The sequence below is a fragment of the Pseudomonas sp. LB3P93 genome (genome assembly GCF_054898025.1).
In genome coordinates this window covers 4,433,600-4,451,531 of record NZ_CM142713.1, presented here as the reverse complement: position 1 = coordinate 4,451,531, position 17,932 = coordinate 4,433,600, and the positions used below count along the sequence as shown (strand labels likewise).

General features: G+C 59.7%; 20 protein-coding genes. 7 read left to right on the top strand and 13 right to left on the bottom strand.

Annotated features, from left to right (window positions below; genetic code table 11):
- Positions 1-72 precede the first annotated feature (72 nt).
- The 4 genes from ACYZT8_RS20045 to soxR all read right to left on the bottom strand — a co-directional run bounded on the left by ACYZT8_RS20045 (position 73) and on the right by soxR (position 3,252).
- Complete coding sequence (locus ACYZT8_RS20045) at positions 73-1,023, bottom strand: LysR substrate-binding domain-containing protein (RefSeq protein WP_461975309.1); 951 nt, start codon at positions 1,021-1,023, stop codon at positions 73-75.
- Positions 1,024-1,041: 18 nt separating this feature from the next.
- Complete coding sequence (locus ACYZT8_RS20040) at positions 1,042-1,917, bottom strand: alpha/beta fold hydrolase (protein WP_461975307.1); 876 nt, start codon at positions 1,915-1,917, stop codon at positions 1,042-1,044.
- Positions 1,918-2,056: 139 nt separating this feature from the next.
- Positions 2,057-2,515: a VOC family protein gene (locus ACYZT8_RS20035; protein WP_461953861.1), complete on the bottom strand. Its 459-nt coding sequence runs from the start codon at positions 2,513-2,515 to the stop codon at positions 2,057-2,059.
- 269 nt (positions 2,516-2,784) lie between these two features.
- Positions 2,785-3,252, bottom strand: a complete 468-nt coding sequence (gene soxR / locus ACYZT8_RS20030; protein WP_461975305.1) for a redox-sensitive transcriptional activator SoxR — start codon at positions 3,250-3,252, stop codon at positions 2,785-2,787.
- A gap of 95 nt (positions 3,253-3,347) precedes the next feature.
- Here soxR and ACYZT8_RS20025 point away from each other — a divergent pair, with 95 nt between their 5' ends.
- A complete protein-coding gene (locus ACYZT8_RS20025) occupies positions 3,348-3,713 on the top strand; it encodes an antibiotic biosynthesis monooxygenase (protein ID WP_017339947.1) in 366 nt (121 codons plus the stop codon).
- Here ACYZT8_RS20025 and ACYZT8_RS20020 read toward each other — a convergent pair.
- The 4 genes from ACYZT8_RS20020 to msuE all read right to left on the bottom strand — a co-directional run bounded on the left by ACYZT8_RS20020 (position 3,710) and on the right by msuE (position 7,898).
- The gene (locus ACYZT8_RS20020) at positions 3,710-4,813 is read right to left on the bottom strand and encodes a sigma-54 interaction domain-containing protein (RefSeq protein WP_131060111.1); all 1,104 of its coding nucleotides are present in this window, start codon (positions 4,811-4,813) and stop codon (positions 3,710-3,712) included. The genes ACYZT8_RS20025 and ACYZT8_RS20020 overlap by 4 nt on opposite strands.
- A 24-nt stretch (positions 4,814-4,837) precedes the next feature.
- The gene (locus ACYZT8_RS20015) at positions 4,838-6,025 is read right to left on the bottom strand and encodes an acyl-CoA dehydrogenase family protein (protein ID WP_461975302.1); all 1,188 of its coding nucleotides are present in this window, start codon (positions 6,023-6,025) and stop codon (positions 4,838-4,840) included.
- 153 nt (positions 6,026-6,178) lie between these two features.
- Positions 6,179-7,324, bottom strand: a complete 1,146-nt coding sequence (gene ssuD, locus ACYZT8_RS20010; protein ID WP_461975300.1) for an FMNH2-dependent alkanesulfonate monooxygenase — start codon at positions 7,322-7,324, stop codon at positions 6,179-6,181.
- Between the two features lie 10 nt (positions 7,325-7,334).
- Entirely contained in the window at positions 7,335-7,898 is a 564-nt protein-coding gene (gene msuE, locus ACYZT8_RS20005) for an FMN reductase (protein ID WP_219095270.1), read from the bottom strand.
- 400 nt (positions 7,899-8,298) lie between these two features.
- On the opposite strand from msuE, the gene ACYZT8_RS20000 reads away from it, so the two are divergent.
- The 4 genes from ACYZT8_RS20000 (at position 8,299) to ACYZT8_RS19985 (ending at position 12,518) form a co-directional block, all read left to right on the top strand.
- Positions 8,299-8,568, top strand: coding sequence for a hypothetical protein (locus tag ACYZT8_RS20000; protein ID WP_461975298.1), 270 nt, complete (start codon positions 8,299-8,301; stop codon positions 8,566-8,568).
- Between the two features lie 102 nt (positions 8,569-8,670).
- Positions 8,671-9,285, top strand: a complete 615-nt coding sequence (locus ACYZT8_RS19995; protein WP_461975296.1) for a LysE family translocator — start codon at positions 8,671-8,673, stop codon at positions 9,283-9,285.
- 204 nt (positions 9,286-9,489) lie between these two features.
- The gene (locus ACYZT8_RS19990; protein WP_461975294.1) at positions 9,490-10,644 is read left to right on the top strand and encodes an aminotransferase class V-fold PLP-dependent enzyme; all 1,155 of its coding nucleotides are present in this window, start codon (positions 9,490-9,492) and stop codon (positions 10,642-10,644) included.
- 65 nt (positions 10,645-10,709) lie between these two features.
- A complete protein-coding gene (locus ACYZT8_RS19985) occupies positions 10,710-12,518 on the top strand; it encodes an aminopeptidase P family protein (RefSeq protein ID WP_461975292.1) in 1,809 nt (602 codons plus the stop codon).
- Here the strand turns inward: ACYZT8_RS19985 and ACYZT8_RS19980 are convergent.
- Positions 12,511-13,431 (bottom strand): LysR family transcriptional regulator, encoded by a 921-nt coding sequence (locus tag ACYZT8_RS19980; protein WP_461975290.1) that lies wholly within the window; start codon positions 13,429-13,431, stop codon positions 12,511-12,513. The two genes, ACYZT8_RS19985 and ACYZT8_RS19980, sit on opposite strands and share 8 nt — an antisense overlap.
- Positions 13,432-13,535: 104 nt before the next feature.
- On the opposite strand from ACYZT8_RS19980, the gene ACYZT8_RS19975 reads away from it, so the two are divergent.
- The gene (locus ACYZT8_RS19975; protein ID WP_461975288.1) at positions 13,536-14,534 is read left to right on the top strand and encodes a zinc-dependent alcohol dehydrogenase family protein; all 999 of its coding nucleotides are present in this window, start codon (positions 13,536-13,538) and stop codon (positions 14,532-14,534) included.
- Here the strand turns inward: ACYZT8_RS19975 and ACYZT8_RS19970 are convergent.
- Together ACYZT8_RS19970 and ACYZT8_RS19965 are read right to left on the bottom strand one after the other, a co-directional pair.
- The gene (locus ACYZT8_RS19970) at positions 14,531-15,121 is read right to left on the bottom strand and encodes a 2-hydroxychromene-2-carboxylate isomerase (protein ID WP_461975287.1); all 591 of its coding nucleotides are present in this window, start codon (positions 15,119-15,121) and stop codon (positions 14,531-14,533) included. The two genes, ACYZT8_RS19975 and ACYZT8_RS19970, sit on opposite strands and share 4 nt — an antisense overlap.
- 37 nt (positions 15,122-15,158) lie before the next feature.
- Positions 15,159-15,887 carry an SDR family oxidoreductase gene (locus ACYZT8_RS19965; protein WP_461975286.1) on the bottom strand — a complete coding sequence of 243 codons (729 nt, stop codon included), beginning with the start codon at positions 15,885-15,887 and terminating at the stop codon, positions 15,159-15,161.
- A 92-nt stretch (positions 15,888-15,979) separates the two neighbouring features.
- On the opposite strand from ACYZT8_RS19965, the gene ACYZT8_RS19960 reads away from it, so the two are divergent.
- Positions 15,980-16,552 carry a TetR/AcrR family transcriptional regulator gene (locus ACYZT8_RS19960; RefSeq protein ID WP_461975285.1) on the top strand — a complete coding sequence of 191 codons (573 nt, stop codon included), beginning with the start codon at positions 15,980-15,982 and terminating at the stop codon, positions 16,550-16,552.
- On the opposite strand, the gene ACYZT8_RS19955 is transcribed toward ACYZT8_RS19960, so the two are convergent.
- Positions 16,539-16,820 carry a hypothetical protein gene (locus ACYZT8_RS19955; protein ID WP_461975284.1) on the bottom strand — a complete coding sequence of 94 codons (282 nt, stop codon included), beginning with the start codon at positions 16,818-16,820 and terminating at the stop codon, positions 16,539-16,541. The genes ACYZT8_RS19960 and ACYZT8_RS19955 overlap by 14 nt on opposite strands.
- Before the next feature lie 168 nt (positions 16,821-16,988).
- Positions 16,989-17,876, bottom strand: coding sequence for a threonine/homoserine exporter RhtA (gene rhtA, locus ACYZT8_RS19950; protein ID WP_461975282.1), 888 nt, complete (start codon positions 17,874-17,876; stop codon positions 16,989-16,991).
- Between the last annotated feature and the right edge of the window lie 56 nt (positions 17,877-17,932).

Genomic DNA, 17,932 nt, shown 5'->3' with positions numbered 1-17,932 from the left:
CTGCGCAGTCCAGCGGGAGCAAGCTCCCTCGCCACAGGTTACTCATCGCTTCAGCAAGAAGCGCTATTGTGGCTACACCGACAACCCCTTGAAATGCTCCTGCAAAAACTCCACACACGCCCGCAGCTTCCCCGAATACGCCAGCCGCGTCGGGTACACCGCCCAGACGTTGGCGCTCTGGGTGTATTCGGGCAGCAACTGCACCAGCCGTCCTTGTTCCAGCAGCGGCTTCACATCCCACAATGAGCGCAGCAACACGCCGCGCCCATCCAGTGCCCACTGCAAGACGATTTCCCCGCTGTTGGACGACAACGGCCCGCTGACCCTCACGCTGTCCAGAACGCCGTCGTGTTCCAGGTTCCAGACGCCGAATGCGTTGTCGCGCTCCTTGAGCACCAGGCAGTCGTGTTGCTCCAGATCGCTCAGCAGCTGCGGCGTGCCTCGACGTTGCAGATAGGCCGGGGCCGCGCACAGCACCCGTCGATTACTCACCAACTGCCGGCCAATGTGCTGACCGGGAATGTCATCGCCGACTCGGATCTCCAGGTCAAAGCCTTCACTGACGATGTCCACCACCCGGTCGAACAGGTCGAGGCGAATCTCCAGATCCGGGTAGCGCTCGGCCAACAACGACAGGGCCGGCGCCACATGAATGCGGCCGAAGCCGAAACTCGTGCACAAATGCAGGCGCCCGCGAGGACTGTCGTGGGCGTCGGAGAGTTCGTCGTGCAGTTGCTGGAAGTCATCGAGAATGCGCAGTGCCCAGCGCTGGACCCGTTCACCGTCCTCGGTCAGGGCGATGCGGCGACTGGTGCGATGGAGCAGGCGGGTGCCGAGGGTGGTTTCGAGAATCTGGATGCGCTTGCTGACGTAGGCGGGTGACAGGCCCAGCTCATCGGCAGCGGCGGCGAAACCGCTCTTGCGGATCACGGTGAGGAGTACACGCAGGTCTTCGGGTAGGGGCACGTTGTCTTTCTTGGTGGTCATGGCAGAGCGAACACTGGCGGCATGAGCCGCCAGCATAGCAGCGGGACGCAGTGATCAGCGCAGGAAACCCAGCACTTCGCCGAGCAGCAATTCGGGAGCTTCTTCGGCGATGTAATGGCCGGCGGGCAGGGCTTTGCCACGGACGTCGGTGGCGACGTGTTGCCATTCCTTGAGCGGCGCGAAACAGCGCCCGACCGTCCCTTCGGCGCCCCACAGGACCAGCAACGGCAGGTGCAGATAATGGCCGGCCTTGATATCGACGCGGTCATGTTCCAGATCGATGCTGGCGCTGGCGCGGTAGTCCTCGCAGATGCCGCGCGCGGTCCCCGGCAGTTTCAGGCAGCGCAGGTATTCGCCGAAGGCCTCGGGCGTGAACGGTTTGAGCCCGGCGCTGCGGCTGCCCATCACGCTGCGCAAATAGGCTTCGGGGTCGGCTTCGATCAGGGTTTCCGGCAGCGGTGCCGGGCGGATCAGGAAGAACCAGTGCCAATAGGCGCGGGCGAAGGCTTCGTTGGTTTGTGCGTACATCGACAGGGTCGGTGCGATGTCCAGCAGCACCATGCGTTGCACGGTATCGGGATGATCCAGCGCCAAACGATGGGCCACGCGGGCACCTCGGTCGTGGGCGAGCACCGAGAACTGTTCGAAGCCCAGGGACTTCATCAACTCGACGCTGTCCTTGGCCATTTCACGTTTGGAATAGTTCGTGTGGTGATCGTTGGCCGGCGGTTTGCCGCTGTCACCGTAACCGCGCAGGTCGGCGGCGACCACGGTGAAGTGTTCGGCCAGTTGTTCGGCGACCTTGTGCCAGATGACGTGGGTCTGCGGGTGACCGTGCAGCAACAGCAGGCCCGGCCCGCTGCCGCCGATGCGGTAGGCAATGTCCACACCATTGACGTGGCACTGGTCTTTCAGGAATCCGGCGAACATGGGGCGAGTCCTTGTTGTAGTTGCCTGCATCCTGAAAGTGTTGCGCGCCGGGGGCAAGGCGCAAAGCGTGGTGCGCTTGTTCATGAAGTGTGTACAACCAAGATCGTTCCCACGCAGAGCGTGGGAACGATCAGTGGGCTCAACCCTGCTGAAACATCTCCTTCGCCCGCTGCTCAATCTGCTCCTGAGTCAAATCCTCCTTGCGTGTGGCCAGGAACCACAAATGCCCATAGGGATCTTTCAACGTCCCCGAACGGTCGCCATAAAACTGATCCTTGACCTCGGACACCACCGTGCCGCCCGCCGCAATCGCCTGTTTATAGGACTTGTCCACATCGTTCACATACAAGTGCAGCCCCACGGAGGGCGACGTGTCGGGATTGCTCAACGGCCCCTGATCGCACGGCGTACCGAGCATGATCGGGCAATCGCCGATGCGCAGTTCGGCGTGGCCAATGCTGCCATCAGGCATGGACAGGCGCATGACTTCGGTGGCGCCGAAGGCTTTCTTGTAGAACTCGATGGCTTCGGCCGCTTTCTGAATGCCCAGATAAGGCGTGATGCTGTGATAACCCTCTGGAATGGGTTTGACGCTCATGACGGTGCTCCCTTGTTGTTGTGAGTTGAAGGTGTTCCTTCGCCGATTTCCGGTCGGATAACTATAGGTCAGCGCCTTTTGCGCAACCGAGTGCCCGACGAGCAGCAGCATCACTGTTCAGCCATCAACCGCGCAGGGTTCTAAGCTTTTGTTGACCATGAGGACGCCATCGCGGGCAAGCCACGCTCCCACAGGTTTGTGTCGTTTATAAAAATTGCGAACAACACAAAAACCTGTGGGAGCGTGGCTTGCCCGCGATGGGCACACCGCTATTTCGGGTCAGTCCCCGATTCAAGCAGCTGCGCCCCCGGCCCCTGTTCCCCAAGCACATCGCCAAAATTACGCAACGGACACGCCTCCATCGACAAACACCCACACCCGATGCAGCCATTCAGCCGATCGCGCAGCAGCACAAGTTGGTTGATCCGCTCATCCAGATCCCGACTCCACTGCGCCGACAACACCTTCCAGTCCGCCGCCGTCGGTGCGCGGTTATCCGGCAAGGTTTTCAGCGCCTCGCCAATCTCCGCCAACGGAATCCCCAACCGCTGGGCCACTTTGATCAACGCCACCCGGCGCAAAACTTCCCGTGGATAGCGCCGCTGGTTGCCCTGATTGCGATTGCTTTTGATCAAACCCTTGGATTCATAAAAGTGCAGCGCCGTGACCGCCACGCCGCTACGTGCAGCCAATTGGCCGACGGTGAGTTCCTTGTGCAGATGTTCCGAGGTGATCATTTGAAAAATGCCTCTTGACCTCTAGTTAACTTGAGGTTTTACCCTGCAGGCCTTCGGATCGCAAGGTCCGGCTTACACGTCAGTGGGGACTCTTCATGCAAGCGCCAGAGAAAAATCGCAGCTTCACCCAGTTGATCGAGTTCGAGATCGAACCCCATCAGCAACCCGCGTTGGTGTCGGCATTATCAAAGCAGACTGAACGGCTGGCTCAAGGCTACAGCGGGTTCCTGAGTGCCAGCATCCAGGCCAGCGATGACGGCCGGCGGGTGCTCAATTACCTGCAATGGCAATCTCGCGAGGCGGGGGAGGCCGCATTTCAGAGTTTTGAAAGCGGCGAGCAGGATTTCTGGCAGCTGATCCGCGCGCATCAGGCGAAAACCGTGACGTTCGGCTCGTTCCAGGTGTTGCACAGTCTGGAACGTAGCCACGACGACGCGCTGCACTGCAATCTAGTGGGTTAAATCGACAACTGCATCAAGCGCTCACCCTGAACGTTTTCCGTGGGCCGGCGCTTGTTCACTGCCAGTTCGCCGATTTTGATCAGCCGTGTGCGCGTGACGTTGCGGCTCAAGCCGAGCAGGGCGGCGGTGTGCACCTGGTTGTAATGGCTGAAGCGATAAGCCGCTCGCAACAACGCGTCCTCGACTTTCTCGTGGAGCGCACCAGCCTGTTCCTCGAAGAGCTTTTGAAAGGCCCGGTCGAGCAAGGCTTCCGGTGAGTCGTCGACGTTGCTGTGGTGATCGTCCTGACGCTCGATACGCATGTTCGACAGGCGCAGGTCATCGCGTTCGATCACGCCGTTGCGGCAGATCAGCAGGGTGTGGTGAATCACGTTTTCCAGTTCGCGGATGTTGCCCGGCCAGCTGTAGCTGCGCAGTTTCAGTTCGGCCTCTTTGCTGATGGTGATGGTGCCGTAACCCAGGCGTTGGCTGTAGGCTTCGACGAAGTGCCGGGTCAGCGGCAGGATGTCGCCAGGGCGATCGCGCAACGGGCTCAGTTCCAGGCTGACCACGTCGAGCCGGTAGTACAAATCCTCGCGGAAATGCCCGGCGTTGATGGCTTTCTCCAACTGCACGTTGGTGGCTGCCAGCACTCGCACGTCGATGGGGATGCTCTTGCGCGAACCGAGGCGCACCACTTCTCGCTCTTGCAGCACGCGCAGCAACTTGACCTGGATCGCCATCGGCAGATCGCCGATCTCGTCAAGGAACAAGGTGCCGCCATCGGCCTCTTCGAACCAGCCGGCCTTGGCGCTCAAGGCGCCGGTAAATGCCCCTTTTTCATGGCCGAATAACTCGGCCTCCACCAGCGATTCAGAGAACGCGCCGCAGTTCACCGCCACGAACGGCCGGTTGCGCCGGGCGCTGAGGTTATGGATATGTCGGGCCACCAGCTCCTTGCCGGTGCCGGTTTCGCCGATGATCAGCACGCTGGCTTCACTCGGTGCGACTTGTTGAATGTGCGCGAGCAAGGCCTGGGATTTAGGGTCTTCGAACACCTGCGCGGTCGCGCGGATCGAAGTGGCCAGAGCGGGCGAGGGCGGTAAGGTCAGAAGTTGCATCAGGCAGGCTCCATGAATGGAAAGCTATGAATAGAATGTCGGGATCGGCAGGGACCGGTTCAACGCCCAGTCACCCAGTTCATGGAGTTTGTAATCCACCGGGTCGTGCAGGGTCTGCGTGCGCAGGTTGCGCCAGTGGCGGTCCAGTCGCAGGGAGGCATGGGTCGAGCGCGCACCAGTGACTTCAAACAAACGACTACAGATTTCCAGGCCATTACGCGTTGCCGCGACTTTCGCGGTGGCGATGGCCGTGGCGAGATGCCCGCGTTCTTCGGCGCTGAGATTCGGGCCTTTGGCCCACGCCTTGTCGAGCAACTCGGCGGCGCGTTCCACCAGCAGTCGAACGCCTTCGAGATCGACCCAGAACTCGCCGTAATGGCCGAGCACATAAGGATCCTGACGCACGTCCTGCGCGTTGGATTTGTGCCACGGACGGGTTTCGGTGAGCGTGTATTGCCGCGCTTCTTCGAAAGCCCCTTCGGCAATGCCAAGGAACATGTGGGTAAAGGTCAGTTGGGCAATCAATGGTCGCAGGCAGGCGAACGGTGTGCTCAGCGGACCCGGATCGAGCAGCAGTTCCGATTCCTCGACCCGCACCCGTTCGAACGTCGCGCTGCCGCTGTCGGTCTGGCGCTGGCCCATGTTGTTCCAGTCGTTGTGCAGGGTGATGCCACTGCGACCGCTTGGAATCGCAGCTATCAACAGTTTGCCGCCGGCGCTTTCGTCAACGGCCGAGGCGATCAGCATTTCCGAGTCAGTGGCACCGGAGCAGAAACTTTTCTTGCCGGAAAACTCGCGCCAGCCACCGAGGTTTTTCACCACGGTACGGGTGTCCAGCGGGTTGAGGGCATTGCCCCAGAACCAGTTTTTGCGCGCGGTCTGTTCAAACCACGGCTGCCACTGCTCGGGCTTGGCGAACAGGCGCACGGTGGCGAGCATCAGGTGATGGAAGCCGAAGACATGCGCGATCGAACTGTCAACCTTGGCGAACTCGCGCACGATGTTCAGGGTGTCACTCCAGCTGGCGCCGAGGCCGCCGTACTGGACGGGAATGCTTAACGCGAGCAGACCGCTATGACGCAGCGCGTCACGTTCGGCCTTGGGCGTACCGCCACGCTCGTCGCGCTCGACAGCGGTCAAGGCAAACTCGGCGGCCAATTGGCGGGCGGTCTGCAACGGGGACAACAGGGCGCTTTGCGGCTTGGCAGTCACGCGGGGTTCCTCAGTGAATTGGACGCAGATTCTGATCGTTCCCACGCTCCGCGTGGGAATACCTCTAGGGACGCTCCGCGTCCAGTGACGCGGAGCGTCACGGGCTGCATTCCCACGCAGAGCGTGGGAACGATCAAAGCCAGGGTTTGCTTTTTAGGCCGTGGCTTTGGTGGGCAGTACGTCATTGGCGATCATTTCGCCAAACGGCCCGGTGAGGTTGGTAACACCGCGCCCCGCCAGGCTCGCGTACGGCTCAGGCAACAGCGGGAACACCAGCTCGGCAAAGCGGTAAGCCTCTTCGAGGTGCGGGTAACCGGAGAAGATGAAACTCTCGATGCCCAGGTCTGCGTACTCCTTGATCCGCGCCGCCACTTGCTGCGGGTCGCCGACCAGCGCCGTCCCGGCACCGCCGCGTACCAGACCGACACCGGCCCACAGGTTGGGCGAGATTTCCAGGTTGTCGCGGCGCCCGTCATGCAACGCGGCCATGCGTCGCTGGCCTTCGGAGTCGAAACGCGAGAACGACTTCTGCGCCGCGGCGATGGTCTCGTCGCTGATGTGTTCGATCAGTTTGTCCGCCGCTTTCCAGGCCTCCTCGGCCGTCTCGCGAACGATCACATGCAAGCGAATCCCGAATTTCACCGTGCGACCGTTTCGCGCTGCACGCTCACGCACATCAGCGAGTTTTTCCCCAACGGCGGCCGGTGGTTCACCCCAGGTCAGGTAGACATCAACCTGCTCGGCGGCAAGTTCATGGGCCGCTTCGGATGAACCGCCGAAGTACAGCGGCGGATACGGTTTCTGCACCGGCGGATACAGCGCCTTGGCGTTCTGCACTTGCAGGTGTTTGCCTTCGAAATCCACCGATTCGCCTTGCAGCACGCGACGCCAGATCTGCAGGAATTCGTCGGTGACTTCGTAGCGTTCGCTGTGATCGAGGAAGATGCCGTCACCGCGGTTTTCATCCGGGTCACCACCGGTCACCACGTTGATCAGCAAACGGCCATTGGACAGCCGATCCAGCGTTGCGGCCATGCGTGCCGAGACCGTCGGCGAGATGATCCCGGGGCGGATCGCCACCAGATACCGCAGGCGTTCGGTCAACGGCACCAGCGCCGAGGCGATCACCCACGAATCTTCGCAGGAGCGCCCGGTAGGAATCAGCACGCCGTGGTAGCCAAGGCTGTCAGCGGCCTGCGCCACTTGTTTCAAATAGTTGAGCGTCACCGGGCGCGCGCCCTGAGTGGTGCCCAGGTAATGGCCGTCGCCGTGGGTCGGCAGGAACCAGAAAACATCCATGAAGAAATCCTTAAGCGATTTTCAGCAGATTTTTGGGGTGTACGCCGAACAACGGCGCGGCGCGTTCTGCAGCAAGACGAATGCGGGCCTTCAAGGGCTCACTGGTTATTTGGTAATTGGCAAAATCGGCTTCGGTGGCGTAGACGCCAATCGGCAAGGTCAGGGCCTGGAAGAAACTGAACAGCGGCCGCAACTGATGATCGAGCACCAGCGCATGCCGTTCGCTGCCACCGGTGGCGGCCAGCAACACGGGCGTGTCGATCAACGCATTGAGGTCGATCAGGTCGAATAAGTGCTTGAGCAGGCCCGGGTAGGAACCGCGATAAACCGGTGCTGCGACGATTAGCAGGTCGGCGTTCTCGATGGCCTGCAGCTCGGCTTCGATCTCGGCGCTCAATTCCTGGCGCGACAGCGCGGCGCCCAATGGCCGGGCGATGTCGCCCAGCTCGATCAGCTTGCTCTCGATCGGCAATTGCTCGGCCAACTCGGCCAATAACGCTTGGGTCAGCACCAAGGTGCGAGACGGACGCCAGGTACCGCCGGAGAGGGCAACGACTTTCAATGGACGCGACATGATCAGTTCCTTTTTAAACAGTTGCTCAGGGAGCAGTGATAAGTCACTGAGTTGAGCAAGAGCTGTACCAATCCTTACAGGCCCCGTTTTACGGGGCTTGCAGCGCATCGGTCAGTGGGCGCTGTGCGATTTCGAGGGCTGTTTGTTGAATGACTGTTGCCTGGCAAACAGTTGCGTGAGCAACAGTGCGTGGAGGCGATGGAGTTGTTATAGAGGCTCGTTGTTATTCCTCAAAAGACCTTAAATTAATATTTATAGATCGTTTAGAGATATATAGGGGGCTCGCTGAACGTCATTAGGCAAATTCGATAGCCACTATCGAGAGCGTTGATTTCTGCCCATCGAAGGGCGCGAGTAGCCTGTGTTCATTGCCCCGAACCCAGATGCCAGGACGCCAGACATGAAACCTCTAATCGCCACTTTCTTGCTGCTCGCGGTCTCCGTTCTCGCCGGATGTGCCAGCCATGTTTCGCCCGAATTGCGGCCGTACACCGCTGAAGAAAGTCGCGAACTGGCGTTGGAAGACCTGAATCGTCGTGGTCTGTCCTTCGACGAGTACCATGCGAAAAAAGCCGAATTGCTCGGCCAGCCGCAAAAATCGTTCAGTTTCGACAAACGAGGCGAAATGAACGCCGAACGTGCTGTACAGCTTCACGGTCGTCCTAGCTGATCGAAAACTGTACCGCTCGAAGTTTCACGTAACTGTCCATGGGTTTCCCCCGAGGCGTGCGATAGGGTCAACACCTGACTGACCCTGACTGGACTGCCGCTCATGACGCTCTCGCTCGATCTGCTGATGGGCTTCGCCCTGTTTGCCCTCGTCACCTCGATCACCCCCGGCCCCAACAACACCATGTTGCTGGCATCGGGCGTGAACTTCGGCTTTCACCGCACCATCCCGCACATGCTGGGCATCACTTGCGGCTTCTTCGTGCTCGTCGTGGCAGTCGGTTTCGGTCTGGGCGCGGTGTTTCAAACCTATCCATTGCTCTATACGGTGCTGCGTTACGTCGGTGCGGCGTACTTGCTGTACCTGGCATGGAAAATCGCCCATTCAGGTCCGGTCTCCGAGAGTGAAAAGGGCGACAGCAAACCCATAAGCTACCTGGGGGCGGCGGCGTTTCAGTGGGTCAATCCCAAGGCGTGGATCATGGCCATCGGTGCCATCAGCACTTACACGCCGATGCAGGGCTACTTCACCAATGTGATCGTAATTGCCGCGGTCTTCGCCGTGATCAACCTGCCGAGCGTCGGCGTCTGGGCCGGTTGCGGCACGTTGTTGCGCAATGTGTTGAAGGATCGTCGCTGGCTGCGGTTGTTCAACTGGGGCATGGCCTTGCTGTTGGTGGCTTCGCTGTATCCGTTGTTGCTCGAGAGCTTTAGCTGACACATCGCTTCAACCGGTTGGCCGATGCCTGTTAAGCTCGACTTCAGGAGCGTTCCTACGCACTTTTAAATGAAGTTGTTCTTCTTTAACGGCCTCCGATCAGGTATTTCTAACGCTCTGAACGGTCGGCGCAGCTCACGAGGTTGCGCCTTGATGGTTCAGTGACGAGCCTCCTGATCCCGGAACATGCTCTGCGAGTTTTCTATGAATAAACGTCCTCTGTATTTCGACTACGCCGCCACCACGCCGGTGGATGAGCGGGTCATCAAAGTCATGGTCGAGTGTCTGGGTTTCAACGGAAACTTTGGTAACCCGGCGTCCAGCTCCCATGCGTTCGGCCAACAGGCCCGGCAAACGGTCGAGCAGGCGCGGCGCCAGGTCGCCGAACTGGTCGGCGCCCAGGCGGAACAGATCGTCTGGACCTCCGGCGCCACCGAATCGAACAACCTTGCCCTCAAGGGCGTGGCCCAGGCTCGCGGGGTGGGCGGCCACATCATCACCAGCCAGATCGAACACAAGGCCATCCTCGACACGGCGAAGCAATTGCAGGACGCCGGTGTTGCCGTGACCTATCTGGTGCCTGACGCCGAGGGCCTGATTACTGCGCAAGCGGTCAGCGAGGCGATGCGCGAGGACACCTTTCTGGTGTCGCTGATGCTGGTCAACAACGAACTGGGTACGGTCAATGACATCGCGGCCATCGGCCAGATCGTGCGTGATCGTGATGCACTGTTCCATGTCGACGCGGCCCAGGGCGCGGGCAAAGTCGCGATCGATCTTGCTGTATTGCCAGTGGACCTAATGTCGTTTTCGGCGCACAAGATTTACGGCCCCAAAGGCATCGGCGCCCTGTACGTCGGCCCGCGTGCGCAGCAGCGTTTGCAGGCGCAGATTCACGGTGGCGGTCACGAGGGCGGTTTGCGTTCCGGGACCCTGGCGACTCACCAGATCGCCGCCATGGGCGTGGCCTTCGCCTTGGCGGCCGCCGCGTTCGAGGAAGAAAAGGCCACGATCGTGAGGCTGCGCGAACGCTTGCTCGAGCAACTGCTGAGCATCCCCGGCGTTCGGCTCAATGGCAGCCCGACCCAACGCATTCCCCATACCTTGAGCCTGACCTTCAACGAAGGCGAGTTCAATTCCGCGGCGTTGAGCAGCTCGATCGCGTTTTCCGCGACCTCGGCCTGTAACTCCGCCAGCAATGCACCTTCCCATGTGCTGCTGGCCCTGGGGCATGACGCCCGCTCGGCGAGTCGCACCATCCGCTTGAGTCTCGGCCGGTTCACCACCGAGCAGGACATCGACCAAGCGGTAAAACTGATTAAAACAGCCTGCGCCAGTGCCCCGGCATTCTGGCAATAAGGCCTGACAGTGCCGGCGTTGATCGGCACTCAACAATAATGATGAAGTGATTAGCAGGAGACATGATGAGTACGCAGCTTTCGATCAATGGATCGGTGCCCGAGCGCCTGGCGCAAACCCGCGAACTGATGAGCCGGGAGGGCATTCATGCCCTGCTGGTGCCGTCGGCCGACCCGCACCTGTCGGAATACCTGCCGGGCTATTGGCAAGGGCGTCAGTGGTTGTCGGGCTTTCATGGCTCGGTCGGCACACTGATCGTTACCCCGGACTTTGCCGGTGTCTGGGCCGACAGCCGTTATTGGGAGCAAGCGACCAAGGAACTCAACGGCAGCGGCATCGAACTGGTCAAGCTGCAACCGGGCCAGCCTGGTCCGCTGGACTGGCTGGCCGAGCAAACCCCTGAAGGCGGCGTTGTTGCGGTGGATGGCGCGGTGATGGCCGTGGCGTCGGCGCGTACGCTGGGTGGCAAACTGGAAGAACGCGGCGCACGCCTGCGCACCGACATGGACCTGTTGAGCGAAGTGTGGAGTGACCGTCCGACGCTGCCGAACGAACCGATCTATCAACACTTGCCGCCTCAGGCAACCGTCAGCCGGGGTGAAAAGCTCGCCAAGCTGCGTGAGGTTTTGAAGGCTCGTGATGCTGACTGGCACTTCATTGCGACCCTCGATGACATCGCCTGGCTGTTCAACCTGCGTGGCGGCGACGTGTCGTTCAACCCGGTATTCGTTTCTTTCGCTTTGATCAGCCAGGAGCAGGCCACTCTGTTCGTGGCCCTGAGCAAGGTCGATGCCGAGCTGCGTGCGGTCCTCGAACAGGACGGCGTAACCCTGCGCGATTACAGCGAAGTGGCAGACGCCTTGAGTGCTGTGCCAAGTGGCGCGAGCCTGCAAGTCGATCCGGCGCGGGTGACGGCCGGTTTGCTGGATAACCTGAACAGCGGCGTGAAACTGGTCGAAGGTCTGAACCCGACCACCTTGGCCAAATCACAGAAGAGCCTGGCCGATGCCGAGCACATTCGTCAGGCCATGGAACAGGATGGCGCGGCGCTGTGCGAATTCTTCACCTGGCTTGACACGGCGTTGGGTCGTGAGCGCATCACTGAACTGACCATCGACGAACACCTGACGGCCGCGCGTACCCGACGTCCGGGGTATGTTTCGCTCAGTTTCAATACCATTGCCGCATTCAATGCCAATGGCGCGATGCCGCACTACCACGCCACCGAAGAAGAACACGCGGTGATCGAGGGCGACGGTCTGTTGCTGATCGACTCCGGCGGTCAATACCTGGGCGGCACCACCGACATCACGCGGATGGTGCCGGTCGGTACGCCGACGGATGAGCAGAAGCGCGATTGTACGCGGGTGCTTAAAGGCGTCATTGCGTTGTCCCGTGCGCAATTCCCTCGTGGCATTCTCTCGCCGTTGCTCGATTCGATTGCCCGCGCGCCGATCTGGGCCGAAAGCGTCGACTATGGTCACGGTACTGGCCATGGCGTTGGCTACTTCCTCAACGTTCACGAAGGTCCGCAAGTCATCGCCTATCAGGCCGCCGCTGCCCCGCAAACTGCGATGCAACCGGGCATGATCACATCGATCGAGCCAGGTACTTATCGTCCGGGCCGTTGGGGTGTGCGGATCGAGAACCTGGTGCTGAACCGCGAAGCAGGCAAGAGCGAATTCGGCGAGTTCCTGAAATTCGAAACCCTGACCCTGTGCCCGATCGACACCCGCTGCCTGGAACCGTCGCTGCTGACATTGGACGAGAAGCAGTGGTTCAACGCTTACCACGCCGAGGTGCGCGAGCGCCTGGCCCCGTTGCTGGATGGCGCGGCCCTCGAGTGGCTGAACACCCGCACTGCGGCTATTTGACCGGTTGAAGTTCAGGCGCTGTTTCGAGTGCCTGACTCATGTAGTCGACAAAGGCTTTGACCCTGGCGGATTGGCGACGATTCGCCGGGGACATGGCATGAATCGGTAAAGACTGCGCGGTGTAGTCCTGCAAAATCGCGGTCACTCGACCGGCGTTCAGATCCTCACTGAACAACCACACCGGCGACAACGCAATCCCCAGTCCTCCCAACACCATCTCGCGGATCGCCTCGGAGTTGTTGCTTTGCGCATTGCCCTTGATTCTTACTTCGTGACGTTGGGCGCCTCGCTCGTAAATCCATAGGTTCTGACTGTTCAGCAGGTTGAATTGCAGGCAATTGTGTCCGCGCAGTTCGTCCGGTGTTGTCGGCTGGCCGTGTTGCTTGAGATAGCCCTGCGCTACGACGGTCACCCGGTGGGTGGTGCCGATATGGCGGGCGATGAGGGTGCTGTCGGTCAACTCGCCGATTCTGAACGTAACGTCCAGGCCTTCGCTGACCAGGTCCTGATTCTGATCACTGAGTTGCAGGTCTATCTGAACCTGGGGGTGTAGTTTCAGAAACCCTGGGAGTCGCGGTGCAATCTGCAAGCGCCCGAAACTGACGGAGGAACCGATCTTCAGGTTTCCGGCAACGGTTTCGCGTCCTGATTGAAAGCTGTGTTCAGCCGCGTCCACCGCCGCAAGGATTTGTCGGCATTCGCTGTAGTACCGCTGACCTTCGTCAGTCAGCGAGAGCTGGCGCGTGCTGCGTGAAATCAGCTTCCCGCCCAGTTCAGTTTCCAAGGCTCTTAATACTTTGCTGATGGTCGGCTGGCTGGTCTGCATCTCCCGGGCCACGGCAGAAAAGCTGCCGCGTTCGACGACCCGGACGAAGATGGCCATTGCATGGAGTTTGTCCACGGGGTTTCTCATTGATGCCAAATGGGCATGGTCACTATAGCTATATAGCGTCTTATCGGCATGAGTGAGTGAGAGGAAGATCAGTCCTACAGCCACCTCTGACGGGAATTTGCGAAATGACTGACTCACTTGAAATGCGCGCTCTGATTGTTGAATCGGCCAATGGGCCGTTACGCTTGGTTTCCATCCCGCGGCCTGTGCCTGGACCGGGTCAGGTGTTGGTCAGGATCAAAGCCAGTGGGGTGAACCCGTTGGATGCCAAGATTCGTTCGGGGCAGGCTGCTCATGCTCGTCAGCCGTTGCCGGCGGTGCTGGGCATGGATCTGGCGGGGACGGTTGAGGCGTTGGGAGAGGGTGTCAGCGGATGGCTGACGGGTGATGAGGTCTACGCGATGGCGACCGGAATCGGCGGTGCGCAAGGTTCACTAGCGGAGTTCGCGGTGGTTGATGCGCGGCTGCTGGCGCACAAGCCGGGCAATCTGAGCATGCGTGAGGCTGCAGGGTTGCCGTTGGTGCTGATTACGGCATGGGAAGGATTGGTTGACCGGGCTCGGGTTCGGGCGGGTCAGAAGGTGTTGATTCACGGCGGTGCGGGTGGTGTCGGGCATGTGGCGGTACAAATAGCCCGGGCCTTTGGAGCTGAAGTGTTCGCCACTGGCTCGACGGCGCAACAGGCGATCATCGAAAGCTTCGGTGCGACATTTATTGATTACCGCAAGTCCTCGGTCGAGGACTATGTGGCGGAGCACACGGTGGGAGAGGGGTTCGATATTGTCTACGACACGGTGGGCGGCGAAACGCTGGATGCTTCTTTCAAGGCCGCTCGGGTGTATCAGGGGCATGTCGTGAGCTGCCTCGGGTGGGGGCAACACAGTTTGGCGCCGTTGTCGTTTCGGGGCGCGACCTACTCCGGGGTGTTCACTTTGTTGCCTTTGTTGACTGGCAAGGGAGGAGAGCATCACGGGCAGATTCTACGTGAAGCCGCGCAGTTGATTGAGGCCGGTAAGCTGAAACCGTTGCTCGACCCGCGGCAGTTCACATTGCAAACCGCCGGGGCCGCCCATGAGCTGCTCGCTACTGGAGCGGCTCAAGGTCGCTTGGTCGTCGAGATTTAACTCAGGGCTTCAAGGACGAAGTCCAGCCGATCCTGACCGAAGAACATCTGATCACCGACAAACATGCACGGTGCGCCGAATACGCCTCGTTGGATCGCTTTCTCGGTGTTGTCCTTGAGAGCGGTTTTGACTTCCTCGTCAGCGGTGAGTGCCAATACCTCGTTCGGATCGAAACCGTTTTGCGTCAGCACCGCTGCAACGGTCGCGGGATCATCGAGGCTGCGACCCTCGACCCAGAGTGCGTTGAACAGGCAATCGATAAACGCGTGGAAGCGTTCGGGATGACGCAGCTGCATGCCCGTGACGGCACGCATAAGCATCAGGGTATTAATGGGAAAGTGGGGGTTGAACTTCAGTGGTACGCCGTAACGTTTGGCGTAGCGGTCCAGGTCCTGAAACATGTAGCGACCTTTGGCCGGGATGGTTGCCGGTGATGCGTTGCCGGTGGCTTTGAAGACCCCACCCAGCAGCATCGGTATGTAGATCAGCTGGCTGTCGGTCTGCTCGCAGATTTTCGGCAATTGGGTGTACGCCAGGTAGGTGGCGGGGCTGCCAAGATCGAAAAAGAACTCCACGGTTTTGCTCATGGTCGGTGCGCTCTGCTTATTGTTGTAGGGGGGGGGCTTACCAGCGTTCGTTCCAGGGGCGCAGATCCAGCTCGAAAGTCCAGGCGTCCCGCGGCTGGCTATGCAAGTACCAATAGTTCTCGGCGATGTGCTCGGGATTGAGGATGCCGTCCTCGTCCTTGGTCGCGTACTTCTCCGGAAAGCTGTTGCGAATGAAGTCAGTATCGATGGCGCCGTCGACTACGACGTGGGCGACGTGAATGTTCATCGGCCCCAGTTCGCGGGCCATGCTCTGAGCCAGCGCACGAATCCCGTGCTTGGCGCCGGCGAACGCTGCAAATCCCGACGCTCCGCGCAGGCCGGCGGTGGCGCCGGTGAACAGAATCGTACCGCGTTGACGCTTGACCATCCGCTTGGCCACTTCACGAGCATTGAGAAAACCCGAGAAACAGGCCATTTCCCAGATCTTGAAATACTTGCGGGCGGTTTCTTCGAGAATGCTGCACGGCACATTGGCGCCGATGTTGAAAACGAACGCCTCGATGGGGCCGATCTCGGTTTCAATCTGCTCGACCAGCGCAATCACGTCCTCTTCCTTGCGTGCATCACAGGCAAATCCGTGGGCGTCACCGCCATTGGCCTTGATTGCATCAACTAACGGCTGGAGTTTGTCCGCGCTGCGACGAGTGACGCAGGCAATGAAACCTTCCTGCGCAAAACGCTTGGCAATGGCGCCGCCGGTGGCATCACCTGCGCCGACAACCAGTACGACCTTCTTGTTATTCATGGGTAGATCCCTTTGCTAAACGATCGTTAACTGAACGAACGTTATGCTACGATTCGGCAGGCGTCAAGACGATCAATCCAGAGGGCAAGGCGATGCGTTACTCGGCCAATCACAAGCTGGAAACCAAAGAGAAGCTGTTGAGCAGCAGCGCTGTGTTAGCCAAGAAATCCGGTTTTTCCACGGTGGGTGTCGACGGCTTGATGAAGGCGATCGGCTTGAGTGGCGGCGCTTTCTATAGTCACTTTTCGTCGAAGGACGAACTGTTCGCTTCGATCGTCGAGCGCGAGTTGTGCCAAAGCCTGGAGCGATTGGGAGCTGATCAGGATCGCGACAGACTGGAACGTTGCCTCAAGCATTACCTGAGCATGGCCCATGTCGAGCACCCGGAGTCCGGTTGTGCGTTACCGGTATTGGGAGCCGAAATTGCCCGTTCAGATATCGCTATTCGCCAGCAGGCGGAGATCTGGATTTGTCAGCTGCAGGAGAGTTGGGCGAGGATCCTGGAAAGCGACAGCCTGGCATGGTCGGTGCTGTCGCAATGCATCGGTGCGTTGGTCGTAGCGCGAATGTTGGCCACTCCAGACATTCAGCGCACCGTGCTTAAGTCTAGTCACGATGAGATTGGCCACCAGATTGCCGGGCGGCATCAATCTACTTGCAGATAACAATCATGCTTCGGCTGGTATAACCGGCAGGGTTGAGACCAAATGGATAATCGCCTGGCTCTTCCACCGTATCCCCCGACTTGGCGATGACCTTGTAACCCTTGGGCGCGCACGAGTTGGCGGCGCTGGTGTAGCACTTGTCCCAGGATGACGAGAGCCCTGAACAGTTGATATGCAGCCCTTTCTTGCCATGTTTGACTTGTGTTTTCGATGTCGCCGCGCAGCCCGCAACTGCAAGTACGGCGATCAGTAGCAAAATTCGTTTCATTACTGTCCTTATAGCGTTCCCGGATCTCGTGTCCGGGTCTGGCTGCATTCGCTTTCGATTAAAGCGTTCTGATATCCCTATCCTGAAAAATCCATGTCTGACACTGGGTTACGTGCCTAAACATGGCCTAATTGAGCGGCAAATACCAGACCTGCGTCAAATCCCGTGTCAATCTGCCGCGACCGCAGGCTTGGCAGCACTTCCCATGGTCATGGTCGCTCCTACAGAAGCCAGAATGATGCACATGATCGCCATCCACTGTGACAGCGTGAGGTACTCGTGGAGGAACAGCAAACCTGACAGAGCGCCGAAAGCGGGTTCAATGCTCATCAATGTACCGAAGGTCCGGGTCGGCATTCGGGTCAGAGCGACCATCTCCAGCGTGTAGGGCAGGGCGGTGGACAGAAGGGCGACACCGATCGCCACGGGGATCAATGACGGGGTCAGCAGGGCGGCACCGGCATGAACGATGCCGATAGGGGCGACGAACAGTGCGGCAATCATCACTCCCAGTGCTGCAGTCTGCACGCCATTGTCGGCGCCTGCTTTCTGGCCGAACAGGATGTACAGTGCCCAGCAGACACCCGCGCCCAAGGCATATCCGGCACCTACCAGATCGATCCCAGCAGTCGTCGCTCCTGTCGGTATCAATAACAGCAAGCCGATGGCAGCCAGGGCTATCCACAAAAAGTCGATCGCGCGGCGTGAGGCATAGATAGCCACCGCAAGTGGTCCGGTGAACTCCAGGGCTACGGCAATCCCCAGGGGGACGGTGCGCAGAGACATATAGAAGAGGAAGTTCATGCCGCCCAGTGCCATCCCGTAGACGATGACGGTACGCAGGGACTTTGCAGTGAGCTTCGCCCGCCATGGGCGCAACAGGAGCAGCATGATCACGCTGGCGAAGATCAGCCGCAGGGTGGTGGTTCCCTGAGCGCCGATGATAGGGAACATGCTTTTGGCCAATGAAGCTCCGGACTGGATCGACGCCATGGCTATTAATAGCAGGCCAACCGAGAACAGGGTCGAGGCGAGGCTGCGGGGATGGTCATTCATTACGTGGCATCGTCCGAAGTGGGAGGCGAGAGTATTGCTCTGTGTGTTGGGCAATA